This window comes from Pseudomonas sp. NPDC008258 (genome assembly GCF_042956345.1).
Taxonomy (GTDB): domain Bacteria; phylum Pseudomonadota; class Gammaproteobacteria; order Pseudomonadales; family Pseudomonadaceae; genus Aquipseudomonas.
Genome location: NZ_JBIBGE010000001.1, coordinates 144,646 through 162,092, shown reverse-complemented (window position 1 = coordinate 162,092; position 17,447 = coordinate 144,646). Strand labels below are relative to the sequence as shown.

The 17,447-nt window shown below is 63.1% G+C and carries 21 protein-coding genes; 5 read left to right on the top strand and 16 right to left on the bottom strand.

Annotated elements, in window-relative coordinates; all coding sequences use genetic code 11:
* Positions 1-57: 57 nt before the first annotated feature.
* Together ACFY9W_RS00695 and ACFY9W_RS00690 are read right to left on the bottom strand one after the other, a co-directional pair.
* Positions 58-1,002, bottom strand: a complete 945-nt coding sequence (locus ACFY9W_RS00695; protein WP_391124413.1) for a FecR domain-containing protein — start codon at positions 1,000-1,002, stop codon at positions 58-60.
* Positions 1,002-1,508 (bottom strand): sigma-70 family RNA polymerase sigma factor, encoded by a 507-nt coding sequence (locus tag ACFY9W_RS00690; RefSeq protein WP_391124411.1) that lies wholly within the window; start codon positions 1,506-1,508, stop codon positions 1,002-1,004. Before ACFY9W_RS00690 ends, ACFY9W_RS00695 begins: the two co-directional genes overlap by 1 nt.
* Before the next feature lie 295 nt (positions 1,509-1,803).
* On the opposite strand from ACFY9W_RS00690, the gene ACFY9W_RS00685 reads away from it, so the two are divergent.
* Together ACFY9W_RS00685 and ACFY9W_RS00680 are read left to right on the top strand one after the other, a co-directional pair.
* Positions 1,804-2,451 carry a trypsin-like peptidase domain-containing protein gene (locus ACFY9W_RS00685; RefSeq protein ID WP_391124803.1) on the top strand — a complete coding sequence of 216 codons (648 nt, stop codon included), beginning with the start codon at positions 1,804-1,806 and terminating at the stop codon, positions 2,449-2,451.
* Between the two features lie 175 nt (positions 2,452-2,626).
* On the top strand, positions 2,627-3,106 hold the full coding sequence (locus ACFY9W_RS00680; RefSeq protein WP_391124408.1) for a GNAT family N-acetyltransferase: 480 nt from the start codon (positions 2,627-2,629) through the stop codon (positions 3,104-3,106).
* Here the strand turns inward: ACFY9W_RS00680 and ACFY9W_RS00675 are convergent.
* Complete coding sequence (locus ACFY9W_RS00675; RefSeq protein ID WP_391124405.1) at positions 3,103-3,399, bottom strand: addiction module antidote protein; 297 nt, start codon at positions 3,397-3,399, stop codon at positions 3,103-3,105. The genes ACFY9W_RS00680 and ACFY9W_RS00675 overlap by 4 nt on opposite strands.
* Positions 3,396-3,689 (bottom strand): type II toxin-antitoxin system RelE/ParE family toxin, encoded by a 294-nt coding sequence (locus ACFY9W_RS00670; RefSeq protein WP_391124800.1) that lies wholly within the window; start codon positions 3,687-3,689, stop codon positions 3,396-3,398. The genes ACFY9W_RS00675 and ACFY9W_RS00670 overlap by 4 nt, the downstream gene beginning before the upstream one ends.
* 224 nt (positions 3,690-3,913) lie before the next feature.
* On the opposite strand from ACFY9W_RS00670, the gene ACFY9W_RS00665 reads away from it, so the two are divergent.
* Positions 3,914-4,801 (top strand): bestrophin family ion channel, encoded by an 888-nt coding sequence (locus ACFY9W_RS00665; protein ID WP_391124402.1) that lies wholly within the window; start codon positions 3,914-3,916, stop codon positions 4,799-4,801.
* Between the two features lie 130 nt (positions 4,802-4,931).
* Here the strand turns inward: ACFY9W_RS00665 and phnE are convergent, their stop codons facing one another.
* From phnE to ACFY9W_RS00645, 4 genes are read right to left on the bottom strand one after another with little or no spacing between them, the layout of a single operon-like run.
* On the bottom strand, positions 4,932-5,699 hold the full coding sequence (phnE, locus tag ACFY9W_RS00660) for a phosphonate ABC transporter, permease protein PhnE (RefSeq protein ID WP_391124399.1): 768 nt from the start codon (positions 5,697-5,699) through the stop codon (positions 4,932-4,934).
* Complete coding sequence (locus ACFY9W_RS00655; RefSeq protein WP_391124396.1) at positions 5,696-6,523, bottom strand: ABC transporter permease subunit; 828 nt, start codon at positions 6,521-6,523, stop codon at positions 5,696-5,698. Before ACFY9W_RS00655 ends, phnE begins: the two co-directional genes overlap by 4 nt.
* On the bottom strand, positions 6,517-7,326 hold the full coding sequence (locus tag ACFY9W_RS00650; protein ID WP_391124393.1) for an ATP-binding cassette domain-containing protein: 810 nt from the start codon (positions 7,324-7,326) through the stop codon (positions 6,517-6,519). The genes ACFY9W_RS00655 and ACFY9W_RS00650 overlap by 7 nt, the downstream gene beginning before the upstream one ends.
* Positions 7,323-8,177 (bottom strand): putative selenate ABC transporter substrate-binding protein, encoded by an 855-nt coding sequence (locus ACFY9W_RS00645; protein WP_391124390.1) that lies wholly within the window; start codon positions 8,175-8,177, stop codon positions 7,323-7,325. The genes ACFY9W_RS00650 and ACFY9W_RS00645 overlap by 4 nt, the downstream gene beginning before the upstream one ends.
* A gap of 138 nt (positions 8,178-8,315) precedes the next feature.
* Here ACFY9W_RS00645 and selD point away from each other — a divergent pair, with 138 nt between their 5' ends.
* Complete coding sequence (gene selD / locus ACFY9W_RS00640) at positions 8,316-9,350, top strand: selenide, water dikinase SelD (RefSeq protein ID WP_391124387.1); 1,035 nt, start codon at positions 8,316-8,318, stop codon at positions 9,348-9,350.
* On the top strand, positions 9,350-10,462 hold the full coding sequence (gene mnmH / locus ACFY9W_RS00635) for a tRNA 2-selenouridine(34) synthase MnmH (protein ID WP_391124384.1): 1,113 nt from the start codon (positions 9,350-9,352) through the stop codon (positions 10,460-10,462). The genes selD and mnmH overlap by 1 nt, the downstream gene beginning before the upstream one ends.
* Before the next feature lie 206 nt (positions 10,463-10,668).
* Here the strand turns inward: mnmH and ACFY9W_RS00630 are convergent, their stop codons facing one another.
* The 8 genes from ACFY9W_RS00630 to ACFY9W_RS00595 form a co-directional block, all read right to left on the bottom strand.
* Positions 10,669-11,055: a lysozyme inhibitor LprI family protein gene (locus ACFY9W_RS00630; protein ID WP_391124381.1), complete on the bottom strand. Its 387-nt coding sequence runs from the start codon at positions 11,053-11,055 to the stop codon at positions 10,669-10,671.
* A 20-nt stretch (positions 11,056-11,075) separates the two neighbouring features.
* On the bottom strand, positions 11,076-11,615 hold the full coding sequence (locus tag ACFY9W_RS00625) for a hypothetical protein (RefSeq protein WP_391124379.1): 540 nt from the start codon (positions 11,613-11,615) through the stop codon (positions 11,076-11,078).
* A 67-nt stretch (positions 11,616-11,682) separates the two neighbouring features.
* Positions 11,683-14,208, bottom strand: coding sequence for a TonB-dependent siderophore receptor (locus tag ACFY9W_RS00620; RefSeq protein ID WP_391124376.1), 2,526 nt, complete (start codon positions 14,206-14,208; stop codon positions 11,683-11,685).
* Between the two features lie 76 nt (positions 14,209-14,284).
* Entirely contained in the window at positions 14,285-15,256 is a 972-nt protein-coding gene (locus tag ACFY9W_RS00615; RefSeq protein ID WP_391124374.1) for a FecR domain-containing protein, read from the bottom strand.
* Entirely contained in the window at positions 15,253-15,780 is a 528-nt protein-coding gene (locus tag ACFY9W_RS00610; RefSeq protein WP_391124371.1) for a sigma-70 family RNA polymerase sigma factor, read from the bottom strand. The genes ACFY9W_RS00615 and ACFY9W_RS00610 overlap by 4 nt, the downstream gene beginning before the upstream one ends.
* A 56-nt stretch (positions 15,781-15,836) precedes the next feature.
* Positions 15,837-16,400, bottom strand: coding sequence for a GNAT family N-acetyltransferase (locus ACFY9W_RS00605; RefSeq protein ID WP_266028538.1), 564 nt, complete (start codon positions 16,398-16,400; stop codon positions 15,837-15,839).
* A gap of 418 nt (positions 16,401-16,818) precedes the next feature.
* Complete coding sequence (locus ACFY9W_RS00600) at positions 16,819-17,070, bottom strand: DUF3077 domain-containing protein (protein ID WP_391124367.1); 252 nt, start codon at positions 17,068-17,070, stop codon at positions 16,819-16,821.
* Positions 17,067-17,288: a hypothetical protein gene (locus ACFY9W_RS00595; protein ID WP_391124365.1), complete on the bottom strand. Its 222-nt coding sequence runs from the start codon at positions 17,286-17,288 to the stop codon at positions 17,067-17,069. The genes ACFY9W_RS00600 and ACFY9W_RS00595 overlap by 4 nt, the downstream gene beginning before the upstream one ends.
* Positions 17,289-17,447 lie beyond the last annotated feature (159 nt).

Here is a 17,447-nt window from a genome sequence, read left to right as displayed (position 1 = left end):
TTTATGTGTGGCAGTTCCACAGATAAGGACTGACGAGTTTCAAAAACGGGCCAATTCTCATTGACGTTTACTGACGGTAACCCAGTAGCGGGTGCGGTAGTCCACTTGCACGGCCAATGTGGCAGGTAGCGCAGCCAGGATGGCGTCGGTGTTGTCCAGCTGGAAAGCGCCGCTGATCAGCAGGTACCCGACATCGGCCTGACAGCGCAACCAACCCGGTCGGTAGCGCCCCAGTTCACTGAGGAATTCGCGCAACGGCATCTCTTCGACCACAAGCTGGCCATGGGTCCATTGGCTGTCCTGCTCACGGGCCGGCAGCAAAGCACCCTGCCCCCAGGCATCGAAAGTCAGCTGCTGGCCGGCCTCAAGTGTTTGCGCTGGGCCACGGGCAGGCGTCACCCTTACTGCGCCCTGGAACACGGCCAGTTGGGTCGTGCCCTCACGCTGGCGGACCATGAAGCGAGTACCCAAGGCTTCCATCAGGCCTTGCACGGTGGCAACGCGCAGTGGCCGGTGAACGGTGCTATGGCTATCCGGCCCGCTGTCGATCAGCACTTCGCCACGGCGCAGGCTGATCAGCCGTTGCTGCGCGTCGAAGTCCACGTCCACGGCGGTATCGGTGTTCATGTCCAGCAAGGTACCGTCAGCCAAGGTCATCTGCCTGTGCTGGCCAACATCGGTGGCATAAGCCGACTGCGGTACAAGCTGGCGATAGCCCACGTAACCGAGCGGCGCGACGATGGCCAGTGCCAGCATCTGCTTCATCACCTGGCGGCGCTCACGGTTCAAGGTGCCCATGGCCAGTTGCTGCGGCAACATGCCCAACCGGGCCTGAACCCGTAGTGCCTTCTGCCAGGCCCGCTCATGCTCGGGCGCCGCCGCGCGCCAGCGGCTACAGGCAGCGCGCTGGGCCGGGCTGACGGCTTCGTCGAGCATCAGCATGTGCCAGTTGGCTGCTTGCCGAGCTACTTCCGGCGTGATGCGCAGGTGCTGGCTGGGCATCAGAAATCGTCGTCGAACAGGATGCAGGCTTGCAGGGCATTGGCCATGTGCCGCTTGACCGTGCGCTCACCAATACCCAGGCGACGCGCCACCTCGATGTAAGTCAGGCCCTCCAGCTGCACCAGCAGGAACACTGAGCGCACCACCGGCTTGAAGGTGTCGAGCAACGCGTCCAGTTGCTGCAAGGTTTCGCGCATTTCCCATTGGTCTTCGGCGGACAGCGCGAACAACTCCGGCAATTGCGCCAGCATTTCCAGGTAGGCGCGCTCCAGTGACTGGCGCCGGAAGTGGTCATGCACCAGCCGGCGGCTAACCGTTGCCAGGTAGGCCCGGGGGCGCTGCAGGCTGAGGCTGGCGCCCGCCTTCTGCTGGGCCTGAAGGATCCGCAGGAAGGTGTCCTGCGCCAGGTCGGCCGCCTGCGCCGAACAGCCCAGCCGGCGGTACAGCCACTGCTTGAGCCATCCATTGTGCTCGGCATAGACCTGACTCAGATCGTCGTTAATCACGGGTATCCCTCCGGGCGAGGATCGCACCTTAGATGATAACGATTATCAGATCAATTATTCCTGTGCCGGCCCTTTCCCCGTGACAAGTAAAAATTGACGGCACGCCAATGACTGTGGGGCCTGCAGCCATGCATGAAGCCTATTAGCCATCCTGCCCCCCACTACTTAAGCTGTCATTCATCGGATATATGCCGAAAGTATTGATCGCGTAATGGCACTTAGCCATAGTTGCGCTCCCTTTCCACCACGCCCTGTGTGACCCATGAAAACAATCGCGCCCTGCATGGCGGCAATGATGCTGCTCAGTGGGTGCAATGGAGTGCCAACCTCGTACGTTTCCGATCCCGTCTACAGCCAGGCTTTCGTGGTCACCTCCGGTGCCCCGTTGCCAATGTTGCTGATGGCCAGTGCCATCCAGTGGAACGAGGATTACGCCGTAACCGCCAAACACACCCCCTTCCTGCGCAACGTGGTCCACGAGGGCCTCGGTGACGTGGTGTTCTTCAAGCACAAGGCCAGCAACGTGCCGCACTGGCGCCAGTATGTGCCTGGCGAAGCGGTGACAGCGGTGGGTTTCAACAGCTTCATGATGCCGATGCAGGGCAAGGGCCATGCAATGCCATCACTGGTAAGGCTTGAAGGCACGCCAGGCAGCGTCTTCTACTCGGTACATGACGGCCCGATCACCAAAGGCATGTCGGGTGGGCCAGTGTTCGCCGATGACGGCAAAGTGGTCGGGATCAACGTCGCCATCATCCCTACCAGCGAAATCGATGCCGGCAAGCGCCCGGACCTGGCTGGCAAGGAGCGGATCAGCGTGTTCATGTCGTTCAACGAGATCGACAAGGAATGGCGGCGCTTCCAGTATCTGACGGCGAACAAGGGCAAGCCTCAGGCACCGGCTGCGGTCAAAGGCTACGTGGCGGTTGCCGCCAAGCCGTGAGGCCGGCCGGGTCGCGTTTGTGGATGGAAAGCGGCTTATGATGTGAGGCTGATGGCCCTTTCGCGGGCAAGCCCGCTCCCACAGGACCGGCGTAGGCTTCGAGACCTGTGCAGTACCTGTGGGAGCGGGCTTGCCCGCGAAGGGGCCCTGCCAGCCCGCGCAAGAAGGACCTGCCATGCACCTGACCCACCGCCCCGTCCAGCCAGGCGACATCCCCGCCATCTGCAGCTTCCCGCAAAGCCCGGACGAGCTGTTCCACATGTTCCCCAAAGCCACCTACCCCCTCACCCCGGCCCAGTTGAGCGATGCCATCGCCCAACGCAGCGGCTCCACGGTGGTGGAAGGCAACGGCAAGATCCTGGCCTTCGCCAATTTCTACAAAGCCGAAAACGGCGGCGTGTGCGCCCTGGGTAATGTGGTAGTGGTGCCCAGCGTGCGCGGCCATGGGGTAGCGCGCTATCTGGTTAGCGCCATGATCGAACTTGCCCGCCAGCAATACTCTGCCCGGGAGGTCTGGGTGTCATGCTTCAATCAAAACACCGCAGGTTTGCTGCTTTATCCAAAACTGGGCTTTGTGCCGTTCGGCATCGAGGAACGGCAGGGGTGGGACGGCACGCGGGTGGCGCTGGTGCAGATGAAGCAGCAGTTCAGCTAACGGGGCACGGCATGCGGCTGAACGAGAAGGTCGACACCCAAGGCTCGAATGACTTTCAAGACAGTGTCAAACCGCGGCTTTGCGCCAGGGCTCAGAGCCTTGTAAAGGCTTTCTCTCCCCAAGCCGCTTTCAGCAGCGATCTGGGTCATCCCTCGTGCACGCGCGATATGCCCCAATGCTCGAATGATTTCCTCGGTATCACCATCTGATAGCACCTGGCTAAGGTACTCACTGATCGCCTCATCACTGTTCAACAGCGCTGCAATATCAAACGGAATCAGTTTTTCGCTCATTTCATCTCCTTCAGCAGCTTTCGGGCCTTGAGAATATCGGTAGCTTGGGTGGACTTGTCGCCGCCAACCAGCAACACAACTAGCCTGTTTCCCTTTTGCGTGAAATAGACACGATACCCGGCTGCCACATCGACCCGCAGCTCACCAATACCGCCTCCAAGCCATTTGAAGTCACCTAGATTGCCCATCGCCGCTCGCTCCAGTCTGCGACCAATCGCAAGCTGAGCCCTTAAATCTCTCAAGCTGGACAGCCAAGCTGCAAAACTCTCCGTCTGTTCTACGAGAAACACCAAGCGCTCACCCAAATCGTATCCGTACGGATACACCCTTTTCAAGTATTGAAGTGTTCAACTCTGTCGCCCCTCATCCGTGATGGGAATTCAGGCACTTCTCATAACCAGGTCAGACTTTTCTCTTCACATCAGCTCATAAATCCCTTGCAACATTCGGCCCCCGAACCTTCGACGCCCCTCGACGTCCGATCCTGCATCCCCTGCATTCCGAGGTACCCCGCGTGAAAGACATCATCACCCGCAAGTACCGCCTGGTCGTAAAGACCATCGGCTACATCGGCTGGTCGCTGTTCTGGCTGCTGATCTGGGATGTGCTGGTCACCATCGACTTCATGCTGTTCTTCAACAGCAAGTTCACCCTGCCGCTGATCCCGTTGACCTTGCTGGGCTCGGCGCTGGTGGTGCTGGTGAGCTTTCGCAACAGCAGCGCCTACAACCGCTGGTGGGAGGCGCGTACCTTGTGGGGGGCGCTGGTGAACGGGTCGCGTAGCTTTGCACGGCAGACGCTGACCCTGATCGATGACCCGGCTGACGGCCTGAACCCGGTCAAGGCCACGCTGTTGCGCCGGCATATCGCCTATGTGAACTGCCTGGCGGCTCACTTGAAGGGTGAAAGCTGCCCGGATGAGCTGATGGCCTTCATACCGCCGGCCGAGTTTGAACGGCGTAACCGCTCGAACAACTTCGCCAACGACATTCTCGGCGGTTCGGCGGCCTTGCTGGCGCGGGAATACCAGGCCGGGCGGCTGGACAGCATTCGCCTGGCACGGCTGGAGTCGACATTGGTCGACCTGTCCAATGCCCAAGGTGGCATGGAGCGCATTGCCAATACGCCGCTGCCCTACCCTTATGTGTATTTTCCGCGGCTGTTCATCACCCTGTTCTGCCTGATCGTGCCGGTGGGGCTGGTGGAGTCGCTGGGCTGGTTCACGCCGCTGGCATCGACGGTGGTGGGGTTCATGTTGCTGGCCATCGAGCGGATCGGCACGGATTTGCAGAGCCCGTTCAAGTTCAGTGAGCACCAGATCCAGATGGACACCATTTGCGAGACGATCGAGCGCAACCTGGACTCGATGCAGCGGGAGGCGCAGCGTGGGGAGCTGGCCTAGCGCATGACCTCAAGGGCCCTATCGCCGGCAAGCCAGCTCCCACAAGGGAGCGTGAAAACCTGAAGACTTGCGCTATCCCTGTGGGAGCTGGCTTGCCGGCGATGGGCCGCAACGCGGCCCCGGCTATCGGTCAGGCCCGCACATAACGCTGGCGCAACACATCACTCAACATATCCACCAGCAACACCAGCACCAGCATGCCGATGATCACCGTGCTGGCCTGGGCTTCCTGAAACAGACTCAGGGTGGTGTACAGCATCTGCCCCAACCCACCAGCCCCGACAAACCCCAGCACGCTGGCCATGCGGATGTTGTTCTCCCAGCGGTACAAGCTGTAGGCCAGCAACTGCGGCCACAGGTTGGGCAAGGTACCAAAGCAGAACGCCGCCACCTGGCTGCCGCCCTGCAAGCGGATCGCCGCAGCAGGCTCCGGCGGCGCGTTTTCCAGCGCTTCGGCAAACAGCCGCCCCAGCACGCCAGCGGTGTGCAATGCCAACGCCAGGGTACCGGCATTGGGCCCAAGCCCGGCCGCCAGCACGGTCAGCGCCGCCCACACCAGTTCGGGTATGGCCCGCAGGGCATTCAGCAGCAAGCGCGCCGCACCCTGCAACGGCCAACCGAAACGGCCCGCCGCCGGTAGTGCCAGCAACATCCCCAGCACCATCGCCAACAAGGTGCCCAGCCCCGACATGGCCAGGGTTTCCAGTGCTCCGCGCCACACCGCCTTCAGGTGCCCGGCAGACAGGTCCGGGTGCAGGAACCGCCCGGCGTATTCCCCCATCTGCCCCAGCCCACCGTTGCCGACCAGTGCATGCAGGTCCAGCTCCAGATAGGCGAACGAGGCCAGCACCGCCGCCACGATTGCACCCAGCAACAACAGGTTGATTACCCGGTTCATGCCAGCCTCCGGCGCAGCACGCGGCTGAGCAGGTCGGCCAGCATCACCAGCAGCAGGAACGTCAGCAGCATGCTCGCCACCTCGGCACCGGCGAACATACGCATCGACAGGTCGATCTGCTGGCCCAGCCCGCCAGCACCGACAAAGCCCATCACCACCGAAGCGCGCACCGCGCATTCCCAGCGGTACACGGTGTATGACACCACTTCGGGCGCTGCATTAGGCAGGATGCCGTAGAGAAAAGCGGTCAACCGGCCACTGCCGGCTTGCAACAAGGCATGGACCGGGCGCTGGTCGACCGATTCGAAGATTTCGGCGTAGACCTTGCCCAGCATGCCGCTGTAGGTGATGGCGATGGCCAACACACCCGCCGTCGGCCCCAGCCCCACGGCGCGCACGAACAGCAACGCCCAGACGATTTCCGGCACGCTGCGCAGGAAAATCAGCAACCCGCGCACCGGCAGGCGCACAAGCCGCGACCTCAATCCGGCACGCCCGGCACGAGAGGCTGCACGCAGCGACAAAGCACGGCTAGCCAACAGCCCGGCAGGAATTGCTAAAAGCAGCGCCAGCGCCATGCCAGCAGTCGCTACGGCGAGGGTCTGCAACGTGGCTTCGTAAAGCAGCGAAAGGAATTCGGCGTCATGCGCGGGCGGCCAGAAAGCGCTGGTGAAAACGGCGATCTGCCGTCGGTTCTCGGCCTGCAACAGCACCCCAGGGTTCAATTCGCTCAACTGAATACCCGGCCACAGTACCGCCACGGCCAGCAAAGCGAGAAGCACCCGCGGCAGCAAGGCCGGGTCGCGGCTATCGGCCTTCAGCATCGCGGGATTTGCACGGTCAGGGTTGGCCCCTGGGTGGGCGGCGAAGCCAGTTGTTCGTTGGCATAAAGCGCATCCAGCATCGGTTCGGTAACCGCTTCGGCCAGGCAATCAAATACCACCTGCCCCTCACGAATACCGATCACCCGCGGAAAATGTGCCAGCGCCAGCTCAACGGCATGCAAGCTCGCCACCAGTGTCAGGCCGTTCGCCTGGGCATGGCGGTTGAGCAAGGCCAGGCTGTGGTCAGCCAGCACCGGGTCCATGGCTGACACAGGTTCGTCGGTCAGCAGCAGCTGCGGTTGCTGATACAACACCCGGGCAATGCCCACCCGCTGCAACTGGCCACCGGACAACTGCCCGCACTGCACGAACAGCTTGTCGGCCAGGCCCAGCTCAGCCAACACCTGGCGCGCACCTGCCACATCGCTGGGGTACAGCAGGTTGAGCAAACCACGCAACACACCCCACTGCCCCAGGCGGCCTGCCAGCACCGCCGTGACCACCCGCTGGCGTGGCGGCAAGGGCGGCGCCTGATGCACCAGGCCGACCCGCGCCCGCAGGCGCTGGCGTGCCCTGGCGGACAACGCCCAGGGCCGTTCACCCAGCAACTCCAGGCGCCCGCTACTGGGCTCGATGGCAGTGGCCATAAGGTGCAGCAAGCTGGACTTGCCCGCCCCCGACGGCCCGATGATGGCAACACGTTCGCCCTGCCCGATGCGCAAATTGACCGCGTCAAGCGCACGTACCTGGCCATGGCGCAGGCTGGCACCGTGCAGGTGAACGGCCACGCTCGAAGCGGTCACTTGAGCAGGCCAGCCTCGCGTGCAGCTTGCTCGGTGCCCACATAGTTCTCAGGCTTGGTCTCGATGAAACGGCTGGCGGCCTGCAGGTCAAGGATCGCCTTGTGGTCGGGGTTGGCCGGGTCGAGGTCAAGGAAGGCCTTTTTGATTTTCTCTTTCAGCGCCGGGGCCATGTTGCCGCGCACGGTCCAGTTGTAGTCGTAGTAAGTCGGCGTGGTGGCGAACACTTTCACCTTGGCGGTATCGACCTTGCCGGCATCCACCAGCTTCTGCCACACGCTGGCATTGAGCACGCCGCCATCGACTTTGCCGGCCTGCACCCAGGCCACGGTAGCGTCATGCGCGCCGGAGTAGGCCACGCGGCTGAAGTAGTCCTCAGGCTTGATATTGTCCTGCTTGAGCATGAAATAACGCGGCATCAGGCTGCCCGAAGTAGACGAAATGGAACCGAAGGCGAACGACTTGCCCTTGAGGTCGGCCAGGCTCTTCACGTCGGGGTTGGCAGTGATGAACTTGGAGGTGAACTGCGCGTCCTGCTCACGCTGTACCAGAGGCGTGGCAGCCGGGTCTTTCAGGTGCACCTGGACAAAGGTAAAGCCACCCAGCCAGGCCAGGTCCAGCCGGTCGGCGGCCAGCGATTCGACTACGGCCGGGTAATCGGCCACCGGTACGAACTTCACCTCCATGCCCAATTGCCTGGCCAGGTACTCGCCCAACGGCTTGAACTTGCGCTGCAGTTCGGTTGGCGCTTCGTCGGGGATGGCGCTGACCCGCAGTGTTTCAGCGGCCTGGACGACAACGGCACAGCAGGACAGCACGAGGCCGGCGGCGAGCGCCAAGGGGCGTTTGAGCATGGGTGTTCTCCGGTTCAAGAGCGGGACAATGCCAACAAAACCGCCGACTAATCCGCCGACAACGGGAAGTATAAGAGGCAAAGGCGCAATGGCCAGCTTTGCTACACTCGCGCAACAATTCGACCTGCCGAGGTACGTATGAGCGAGCCGATCCGCCTTACCCAGTACAGCCACGGTGCCGGCTGTGGCTGCAAGATTTCCCCCAAGGTGCTGGACGTGATCCTCGCCGAAAGTGGCGCCCAGGCCCTGGACCCGAAGCTGTGGGTTGGCAACGCCTCGCGCGACGATGCCGCCGTGTACGCGCTGGACGACGAACGTGGCGTGGTCTCGACCACCGACTTCTTCATGCCGATTGTCGATGACCCGTACGACTTTGGCCGCATCGCCGCCACCAACGCCATCAGCGACATCTACGCCATGGGCGGCGACCCGCTGATGGCCATCGCCATCCTCGGCTGGCCGATCAATGTGCTGCCGCCAGAAGTCGCCCGTGAAGTGATTCGCGGTGGCCGGGCGGTGTGCGCCGAAGCCGGCATTCCGCTGGCTGGCGGCCACTCCATCGACGCCCCAGAACCCATCTTCGGCCTGGCCGTCACTGGTGTGGTCAGCAAGCGCCACCTCAAGCGCAACGACACTGCCAGCGCCGGCTGCCAGCTGTACCTGACCAAACCCCTGGGCATCGGCATCCTCACCACCGCCGAGAAAAAGGCCAGGCTGCGTGCACAGGACCAGGGCCTGGCACGTGACTGGATGTGCACCCTCAATACCCCCGGCAGCCGCTTCGGCAAGCTCGACGGGGTCAAGGCCATGACCGACGTCACCGGTTTCGGCCTGCTCGGCCATCTGGTCGAGCTGGCTGAAGGCAGTGGCCTTACCGCGCACCTGGACTACGCCGCCGTTCCGCGCCTGCCCAGCGTCGACCACTACCTGGCCGAGGGTTGCATCCCCGGTGGCACCCTGCGCAACTTCGACAGCTACGGCCACAAGATTGGTGCGCTCAGCGACGAGCAGAAACACCTGCTGTGCGACCCACAGACCAGCGGTGGCCTGCTGGTGGCAGTTGCCCCGGAGGGCGAAGCCGAGTTCCTTGCCGTGGCGGCCGAGCTGGGCCTGCAACTGGCCCCGATCGGTAAGCTGGTCGAGCGACAGAGCCACGCGGTCGAGGTGATCTGATGCGCCCCGACTGCACCGACCTTGGCCATCTGTTCCTCAATGATGTGCCGATGATGGACATGCGCGCGCCCGTCGAATTCGCCAAGGGCGCCTTCCCCGGTGTGGTCAACCTGCCGCTGATGAACGATCAGGAGCGGCAGAAGGTCGGCACCTGCTTCAAGCAACAGGGCCAGGCCGCCGCCATCGCCCTGGGCCACCAGCTGGTCAGCGGCGCCACCAAACAGGCACGGATGGACGCCTGGGTGGCCTTCACTCAGGCCCACCCGCAAGGGTACCTGTACTGCTTCCGTGGCGGCCTGCGATCGCAGATCGTGCAGGGCTGGCTGCGCGATGAGGCGGGTATTCAGTACCCGCGTGTCAAAGGTGGCTACAAGGCTTTGCGCACCTTCCTGCTGGAGACGACCCGGCAGGCAGTCGAGCAATGCGATTTCGTGCTGGTGGGCGGGCTGACCGGTACCGGCAAGACCGATGTGCTGCACCAACTGGGCAACGTGCTGGACCTTGAAGGCCATGCCAACCATCGCGGTTCCAGCTTCGGCAAGCGCGCCACCGCGCAGCCGGCACAGATCGACTTCGAAAACCAGCTGGCGATCGATGTGCTGAAAAAGCGTGCCAGCGGGATCGAGCAGTTCGTGCTGGAAGATGAAGGCCGTATCGTTGGCAGTTGCACGGTGCCGCTGGAGTTGTACCAGGGCATGCAGCAGTACCCGCTGGTGTGGCTGGAAGACAGCTTTGCCAACCGTGTTGAGCGTATCCTGCGTGATTATGTGGTCAACCTGAGTGCCGAGTTCGCCGCTGTTCATGGCGAGGAAGAAGGCCGCCAGCTGTTTGCCGAGCGCATGTTGCAAAGCATGGGCAACATCTACAAGCGCTTGGGTGGCGAGCGCTATCAGCGCTTGTCAGCGATTCTGCGCGAAGCCCTGGAAGAGCAGCAGCGCAGCGGCGCGGTAGACCTGCACCGGGGCTGGATAGAAGGCTTGCTGAACGAGTACTACGACCCGATGTATGCCTACCAGCGGGCAGCCAAGGCCGAGCGCATCGAGTTTGCCGGGGATGGCTTGGAAGTGCGCGAATACCTCAAGGCCCGGGCGCTGCGCGAACCACGCAAGTAAACCAGCTCCCACAGGTATTGCCTGAACCTGAAACCTGCACAGAACCTGTGGGAGCGGGCATGCCCGCGAAGAACCCAGCGCGGTGGATGGCACCGGCGTTGCCGGTGTTCGCGGGCACGCCCGCTCCCACAGGTACAGCGTAATCCCGAAGCCTGCGCAGCACCTGTGGGAGCGGGTTCACCCGCGAAGAGGCCAGTACAGACAACTCACTGCCCCGGGCTGAGCACCCGCTCCAGCTCCGCCGCGCGGTCGCGGGTCATGTCCATCAGGCAGCTGCCACCTTCCAGCTGCGCCATGGTCCCGCCACTGGCCTGTACATGGAACTGGCAATTGCCATCGCGGTAGGCCAGCCACTTGCGCTGCACATCACGCAGGCTCTTCTGCTGCCCGGCATCCAGCCTGCCCATCAGTTGCTTGTACACCCGGTTCAAGCGCTGGTCCTGCACCTGCGTCTCGGCCCCGATGCAGTCACTCATGGCCACGGTAGTGGAGGCCTTGTCCATGCACTGGCCATAGGCCGGTGTGTAATCGTCCGCCACCGCTATCGGCAGCACGCAGGCCAGCGCCAGGCCTGCCAGGTAATGCTTGATCATGCGAATCCTCCTCGTGGATATCACAACGTCTGCGGCTGCTCAGGCGGCATCAGCACCTTGCCCGGTTCAAAGCGTAGCGAGGGCATCTGCGTTGCCGCATACAACGCCACGCCCAGTGCCGCAATCAGCACCACATCAAGCCAGCTCCAGCCCGGCATGTCATCAGCCCGGCGCGCCTTCCAGCAGTGCCACGCCTGGCCCAGGCAAAACACCACAATCGCCGCCAGCCACAGGTAGAAGCCGGCACCAAAACCGGTAAGGTCATGGAATTCATACGTCTGGTTATCCGGCAAGCGGGTGATACCGAAGCTGCTGGCCGCCAGGTACGCCGCCGCCAACCCGGCCAGCAATGCCAGCCGGCGAAAACGCCGATGGGCAAGGATGGCCAGGGCCAGCAGCGGGTTGGCAAACCATTGGTGCAAGCCGAAGGGCAAGCCCCATGGCCCGTACAGCAGCATCTGCAGGGCCGGCATATGGCGATCGCCGCTCATCTGCGCGCCATCGAAGAACAGGGCGAGCAAGTACAGCAGCAGGCTGATGCTCAGGTAGAAAACGGGCAAGGGGGATTCCTGGGGGAAACGGGACAGGGTACGACCTTAACCCAGGCCCTGCCCCGCTTCCAAACCCTCAATAGGTGCCGCGCAGGGTCACCATGAAGTTGCGGGGTTCGCCGTAGTAGTTGCCATAGGTCGAAGTACCCACGGTTTCGTAGTACTTCTTGTCGAACAGGTTGTTGCCGTTGAGCGTGACGTTCCAGTGGTCATCGACGCGGTATTCGACCAACGCGTTCCAGATCGCATAGCCGCTCTGGTCGAAATCGAATGGTACGTTTCGCTCCAACAGCGCGCCGTTGCTGGCGTAGCGATTCACTGTACCGCTCATGTACGTGGCGCTTTGCACCTGCACACCGCCGCCGACCTTGAAGTCGCTCAAGATACCCGGCAGCCGGTAGGTGGTGTACAACTTGAACAGGTGCTTGGGCATCACCGTGCTCAGTGGGGTGTCCGAACTGCGGTTGCGGTTGAGGTTGAAGGTGTAGCCCCCCACCAGCATCCAGTCCGGCAACAGCTCGCCAGACAGCTCCATGTCGATGCCCTTGCTCACCACCTTGCCGTTGGACACGTAGCAGCAGCTACCGGAGAAGCCGGCACTGGTCGCCGGGAAGTTCGGGTCCTGCACCGCCTCGTTCTCGCGGGTGGTGTAGTACAGCGCCACGCTGGCATTGAGCGCGCCGTTGAACAGCTCGCCCTTGAGGCCGGTTTCGTAAGTCTTGCCGGTCATGGGCTCCAGCGCAGTGCCGGTTTCGGCAGGGCCGCTAATCCTGCTGGACTGCGGTTTGTAGATTTCCGAGTAGCTGGCATAGGCCGACCATTGATCATCCAGGTCGTAGACCAGGCCACCGAACGGCGTCACCTTGGTGCCGATACGTTGCTCTGGGCTGGAGATACTCGCTGGCGTCGTCAGGTTGTTGGTGTAGGTCTGCCAAAAGTGGAAGCGCTGCGCCCGCGCGCCGACAATCAGGTGCAGCGGCTCGGCCAGCTGCAGGCGCAGGCTGCCATACAGGCCATACTGGCGTTGCGAGTTGGGGCTGTAGTCGCGCTTGTAGTCACGCCCGTTGCCGGGGTCGCCGAAAGGCGTGCTGTCGGGGTCGAACAGGTTGGCCGGCGCGCCCGATGCAGCGAAGGGTGCGGTCCCCAGCCAACGGCTGTCGATCTTCTGGTAGTCGGCACCGAAGACCAATTCATGGTCCAGGCCAAAGGCCTGGAAGTGGCCCGAGACGTTAGCGTCATACAGGTGCTGCTCGTTTTCCTGGCGGGTCGAGGTGCCGTACCAGGTTGCACCGGTATTGGTTACCGGGTCTACCGCGTTCAGGGTGGTGGCGGTCTTGAACAGCCCGAGGTCCCAGGTGTTGGTGTAGCTGACGTTGAGCTTCCAGTCGTCGTTGAAGCGGTGGTCGACCTTGGCGAAATACTCACGCGCAGTGGCATCGACATAGGCCCATTTCTGCGTCAGGCCGGTGTGCCGCGGCAGGTTCAGGTCGGCACCATCGCTGTAACGTGGCACCGAGCTATTGCTGCCGGTTTCGTGGGACTTGTTGTAGCGGGCACCGAAGGTGAGCATGGTGTCGTCGGTAACGTCCGCCTCAAGCACGCCGTATACCAGCGGCCGCTCGGTGGCGCGGTTGTCGGTGAAATACTGGCGGTCGGTGTTGGACATCACCAGCCGCCCGCGCAGGCGGCCATCCCAGCCCAACGGGCCGGACAGGTCGAATTCCTGCCGGTAGTTGTCCCAGCTGCCGGCCGACAGGGTCAGCTTGAGCTGGTTAAACGAAGTCGGCCGCTTGCGCACCATGTTGATGATGCCGCCCGGGTCGCCCGAACCGCCATACAGTGCAGCGGTTCCGCGCAGTACTTCGATGTGGTCGAATTCGGCCAGCTCGAAAATGTTCGATGAGTAGAACGAGCCCATGGCCGTGCCCAACGCCTGCGGCGCGGCGCCGTCGATTTGCAGGTTCTGGATGCTGAAACCGCGCGAGAGAAAGTCCTGGGTGCGGAAGGTGGTGCTCTGGGTGACGATGCCTGGCGTCACTTTCATCGCCTGGTTGATGTCGGTCAGTTGCTGATCTTCGATCAACTGGCGGGTCACGGTGGACACCGACTGCGGCGTCTGGCGCAGGCTGGTCGGGGTCTTGGAGCCGACGCTGAGCAGGCCCGGTGCATAGGAACCGGTGTTTTCGGTACTTTCGCCCATACCCTGCCCGGCTACCGTGGTCACGCCCAGCTCCAGCGCGTCACCGCTTACGGCCGCTTGCGGCTCGGCAACCAGCCGGTAGCCGTTGTCGCTACGCTCCACCCGGTAACCACTGCCGGCCAGCAGCACGGCAAAACCGCTGTCCACCGCATACAGGCCATGCAGGCCGTTGCTTTGCAGGCCTGCCAGCGCTTCCGGCGTGAAGGCCAGCGAAACGCCGGCTTGCTGGGCATAGCTGCCAAGCGCCTGGGCCAGGTTGCCGGCGGGCACCTCGAAACTACGGCGGGCGGCTTCCTCGGCCACGGCCGGCAGGGCCGCAACGGATAGGGCCAGCCCGGCACAGGACAGGCGCAAGGCCAGGGCTAGCGGGCTGAGGACGGGGTGGCCAGGGAATCGGCGCATGGTGGATCGGCTCCTTGTTCTTGATCGGTTGGCCTCTTGTTTGACGGGCCACTGCGCAGAAGCGGAACCACCTTGTTCAATTTTCTCGTGAAACGAGCTCGACCGTGGTCCACCAACGGCCAACGCCGCCGATACGAATGGGCAACGCCTCGGCCAACAGGCGCAGGGCGCGTTCGCTGTCATCCAGCGGCAGCACTGCCGATACCTTGATCGCCTGCATGGCCTGGCGGTCGAAACGCAGCACGCCACGGCGTTGCTGGGCCAAGGCATCAAGCACCTGATCGAGCGGCACGCCATCGGCCACCAGCTGGTGATGCTGCCAGGCCTGGTCGACCCGCGCCGGGTCGATGGCCGGCAACGGGCCGAGCCCGTCACGCGCCACCCAGGCCCGCTCGCCGCGCCCGGCGACCAACTGATCGCCAGACACGGCACTGCGCGCCTCGACCCGCGACTCAAGCATGGTCAACTCGCTGCGGGCGCGGCCTTGGCTGACCACAAAGCGCGTACCCAGGGCCTTGAAGCTGCCTTCGTCGGTCTGCACCACGAACGGCCGCGCCGGGTCATGGCTGACATCCACCAGCACCTGGCCATGCAGCAGGCGAATGCGCCGCTCACCGGCGCTGAACTCGACATCCACGGCAGAGTTGCCCGCCAAGGTCAGTTGCGAGCCATCTTCCAGGGTTTGGCTGTGCCACTCGGCCGGCGCGGTATGCAGGTCGGCCAGCCAGCCCTGCGGCGAGATCCCGGCAAACGGCAAGGTGCCGAGCAACGAGGCCGCCAAGGCCAGGCCGAGCAGCGTGCGGCGTGCACCCGAACGTGGTGTGGGGGCGGGCATGCCGGCGCGCAGCCCGGCCCCCACCGGCCCGCGCTGCTGGCGCAGCGCCTGCACCTGGCTGATTACCCCTTGCATGCGGCGCAAGGTGGCGCCGTGGCGTGGGTCGGCTTGCAGCCAGGCGTCGAACTCACGTGCCTCGTCGGCATCCAGTTCACCCTCGCCCAGGCTCAGGGCCCACTCGGCGGCTTCCTGCTCGATACGCGACGGGTTCACGGTGCGGCAATGTCCAGCGTGCGGTGGCAATGGATCAGGGCCTGGGCCAGGTACTTGCGCACCATGCGCGGGGAAATCTGCAGGCGTTCGGCAATCTGTGGCTGGGTCAGGTCGTCCAGGTAGTAACCAACGAAGGCTTCGCGTGCATTCACGTGCAGGCCTTCGAGCAGGAAGGCGATCTGCTCCAGTGCTTCCAGGGTGATGAGGATGCTTTCGGGTGACTGGTGCCCTTCCAGCGCCTGGGCAGCCAGGGCCAGTTCACTGAGGTAGGCCGCTTCGATCTGCTGCCGGCGCACCCGGTCGATCAGCAGGCGCCGCGCAGTGGTGCTGAGGTAGGCGCGTGGCTCGCGCATGCCCAGCAGGGCATCACGCGAGGCCAGGATGCGCACGAAAGTGTCCTGGGCCAGGTCGGCTGCACTGTGCGAGCAGCGCAACTTGCGGCGTAGCCAGCTGAACAGCCAGCCATGGTGCTCGCTGTACAGCTGTTCAAGCGGGTACTGGCTCGGTGAGTCGGCTACGGGCATGGGGCACCGGGGCACAAGTGAGAATTATTCCCGAATAGTAGCTATTCGCCGTAATACTATGCAACAGGTGGTTCCAGCAACAGGCCATAGATGCCCGAGTCGGACAGCTCACCTGCCACGCACCAGCGTGCCCGCAGGGTGCCTTCGAGCACGAAGCCCTGGCGCTCCAGGGTGCGTGCCGAGCCTTGGTTGCGCGGGTCGATTTCGCCTTCCAGGCGGCGCATGTGCAGGGTATGGGCAAGGTAGTCGATGAAGCAGGTGAGCGCTTCGTCCATGTAGCCCCTGCCCTGCACGGCGCTGGCCAGGCAGTAGCCGATTTCACCGCGACGGGAAATGTCGTCGATATTGAACAGCTGGACCATGCCGATCAGTTCGCCGTTGTCACGGCGGTACATGCCGAGCTTGAGCTGGTCGCCATTGGCATAGGCTTCGCGGTCGGCGGCCAGGGCGCTTTCGGCCTCGGCCAGGTCTTGCCATGGGGCATGGTGCCAATAACGCATGACCTCGGGGTCGGCCATGATTGCCAGCCACTGCGCGGCATCGGCATGGCGCATGGGGCGCAAGTGCAGGCGCGGGCTGTCGAGGCAGAGGTCACTGGGGAAACTGCGGGGTGGGGTCACGCCGGATCTCCTGTCCATTGCTGGGGAGATGACAGTTTAACTTCATGTGGGGTGGGTGGGGCAGGTGTTGGGTTTTGGGTTGTATTTGAGAGGTGCCTGCCTCGGATTTGGCGGTGGTGCGGAAATCGAGCGCCGCCCGCGCGGCGCATCGCGAGCAAGCTCGCTCCTACATTTATTTCGGGCCAATACAACCTGTGCCAGCGCGCGCTACCGCCTGGTTCGTCCAACGCGATACTGCGGCATTCACCACGGGCCGCGCGCGCCCTTCACAGGAATAACTGGCCCGAAACAAACGTAGGAGCGAGCTTGCTCGCGATGCGCCGCGCGGGCGGCGCTCGATCTCATAGGCGCCGAACACCTCAAGGCATGCACCTGTCAGCCGCTACTGGCCCGATCGACAGGCACACGGGGCCAATACTCAATCCCCCCGATTCAAGCCCATTTCCATGTCATTGATCAGCGCCTTGGCCATGGCACTGAGAATCCGCGCCGCGCTGCCGGCGATCTTGTCGCCCTCCATCTCGGCCTCTTCGTTCAGGTGCTTGATGCAGCCGATCAACACCGACAATTCATCGAAGGCCAGGTCGAGCGGCACACCCGGTTCTACCCGGTACAGCTCAAGGAATTTTTCCACGCCGGCGGTGGTGCGGGATTTAAGGTGCTCGCTCATGCCTGCACCTCCTGCGATTTCATGTGGGCTAGCAGGGCTTGCAGCTGGTTGGTTTGAATCGACATGTCTTCAAGGAGGGAGGAACGCAAGGCTGGGGCTTCGGCGCCCAGATATTTGATGATGGTGCCGGAGAGGTTGTCCATGACCTGGGTGGCCTGGGACTTGGCGGCTTGGTAGGTGAGGTCGGTAATGGGTGGATCAGGTACGAAGCTAGTCATAGTCATCTCGGATGTGTTTAAGAAGCAACCCGGAACTTCGGGCTTCTCACACCCGGTCACCAGATATGGCGACGCAGGAACCTTATCTCTGAGATGTGTACTTGCCTAGCAGACGGCATCCGACTGAGGTCGTAGGATAATTCCTAATCCATGGCAACC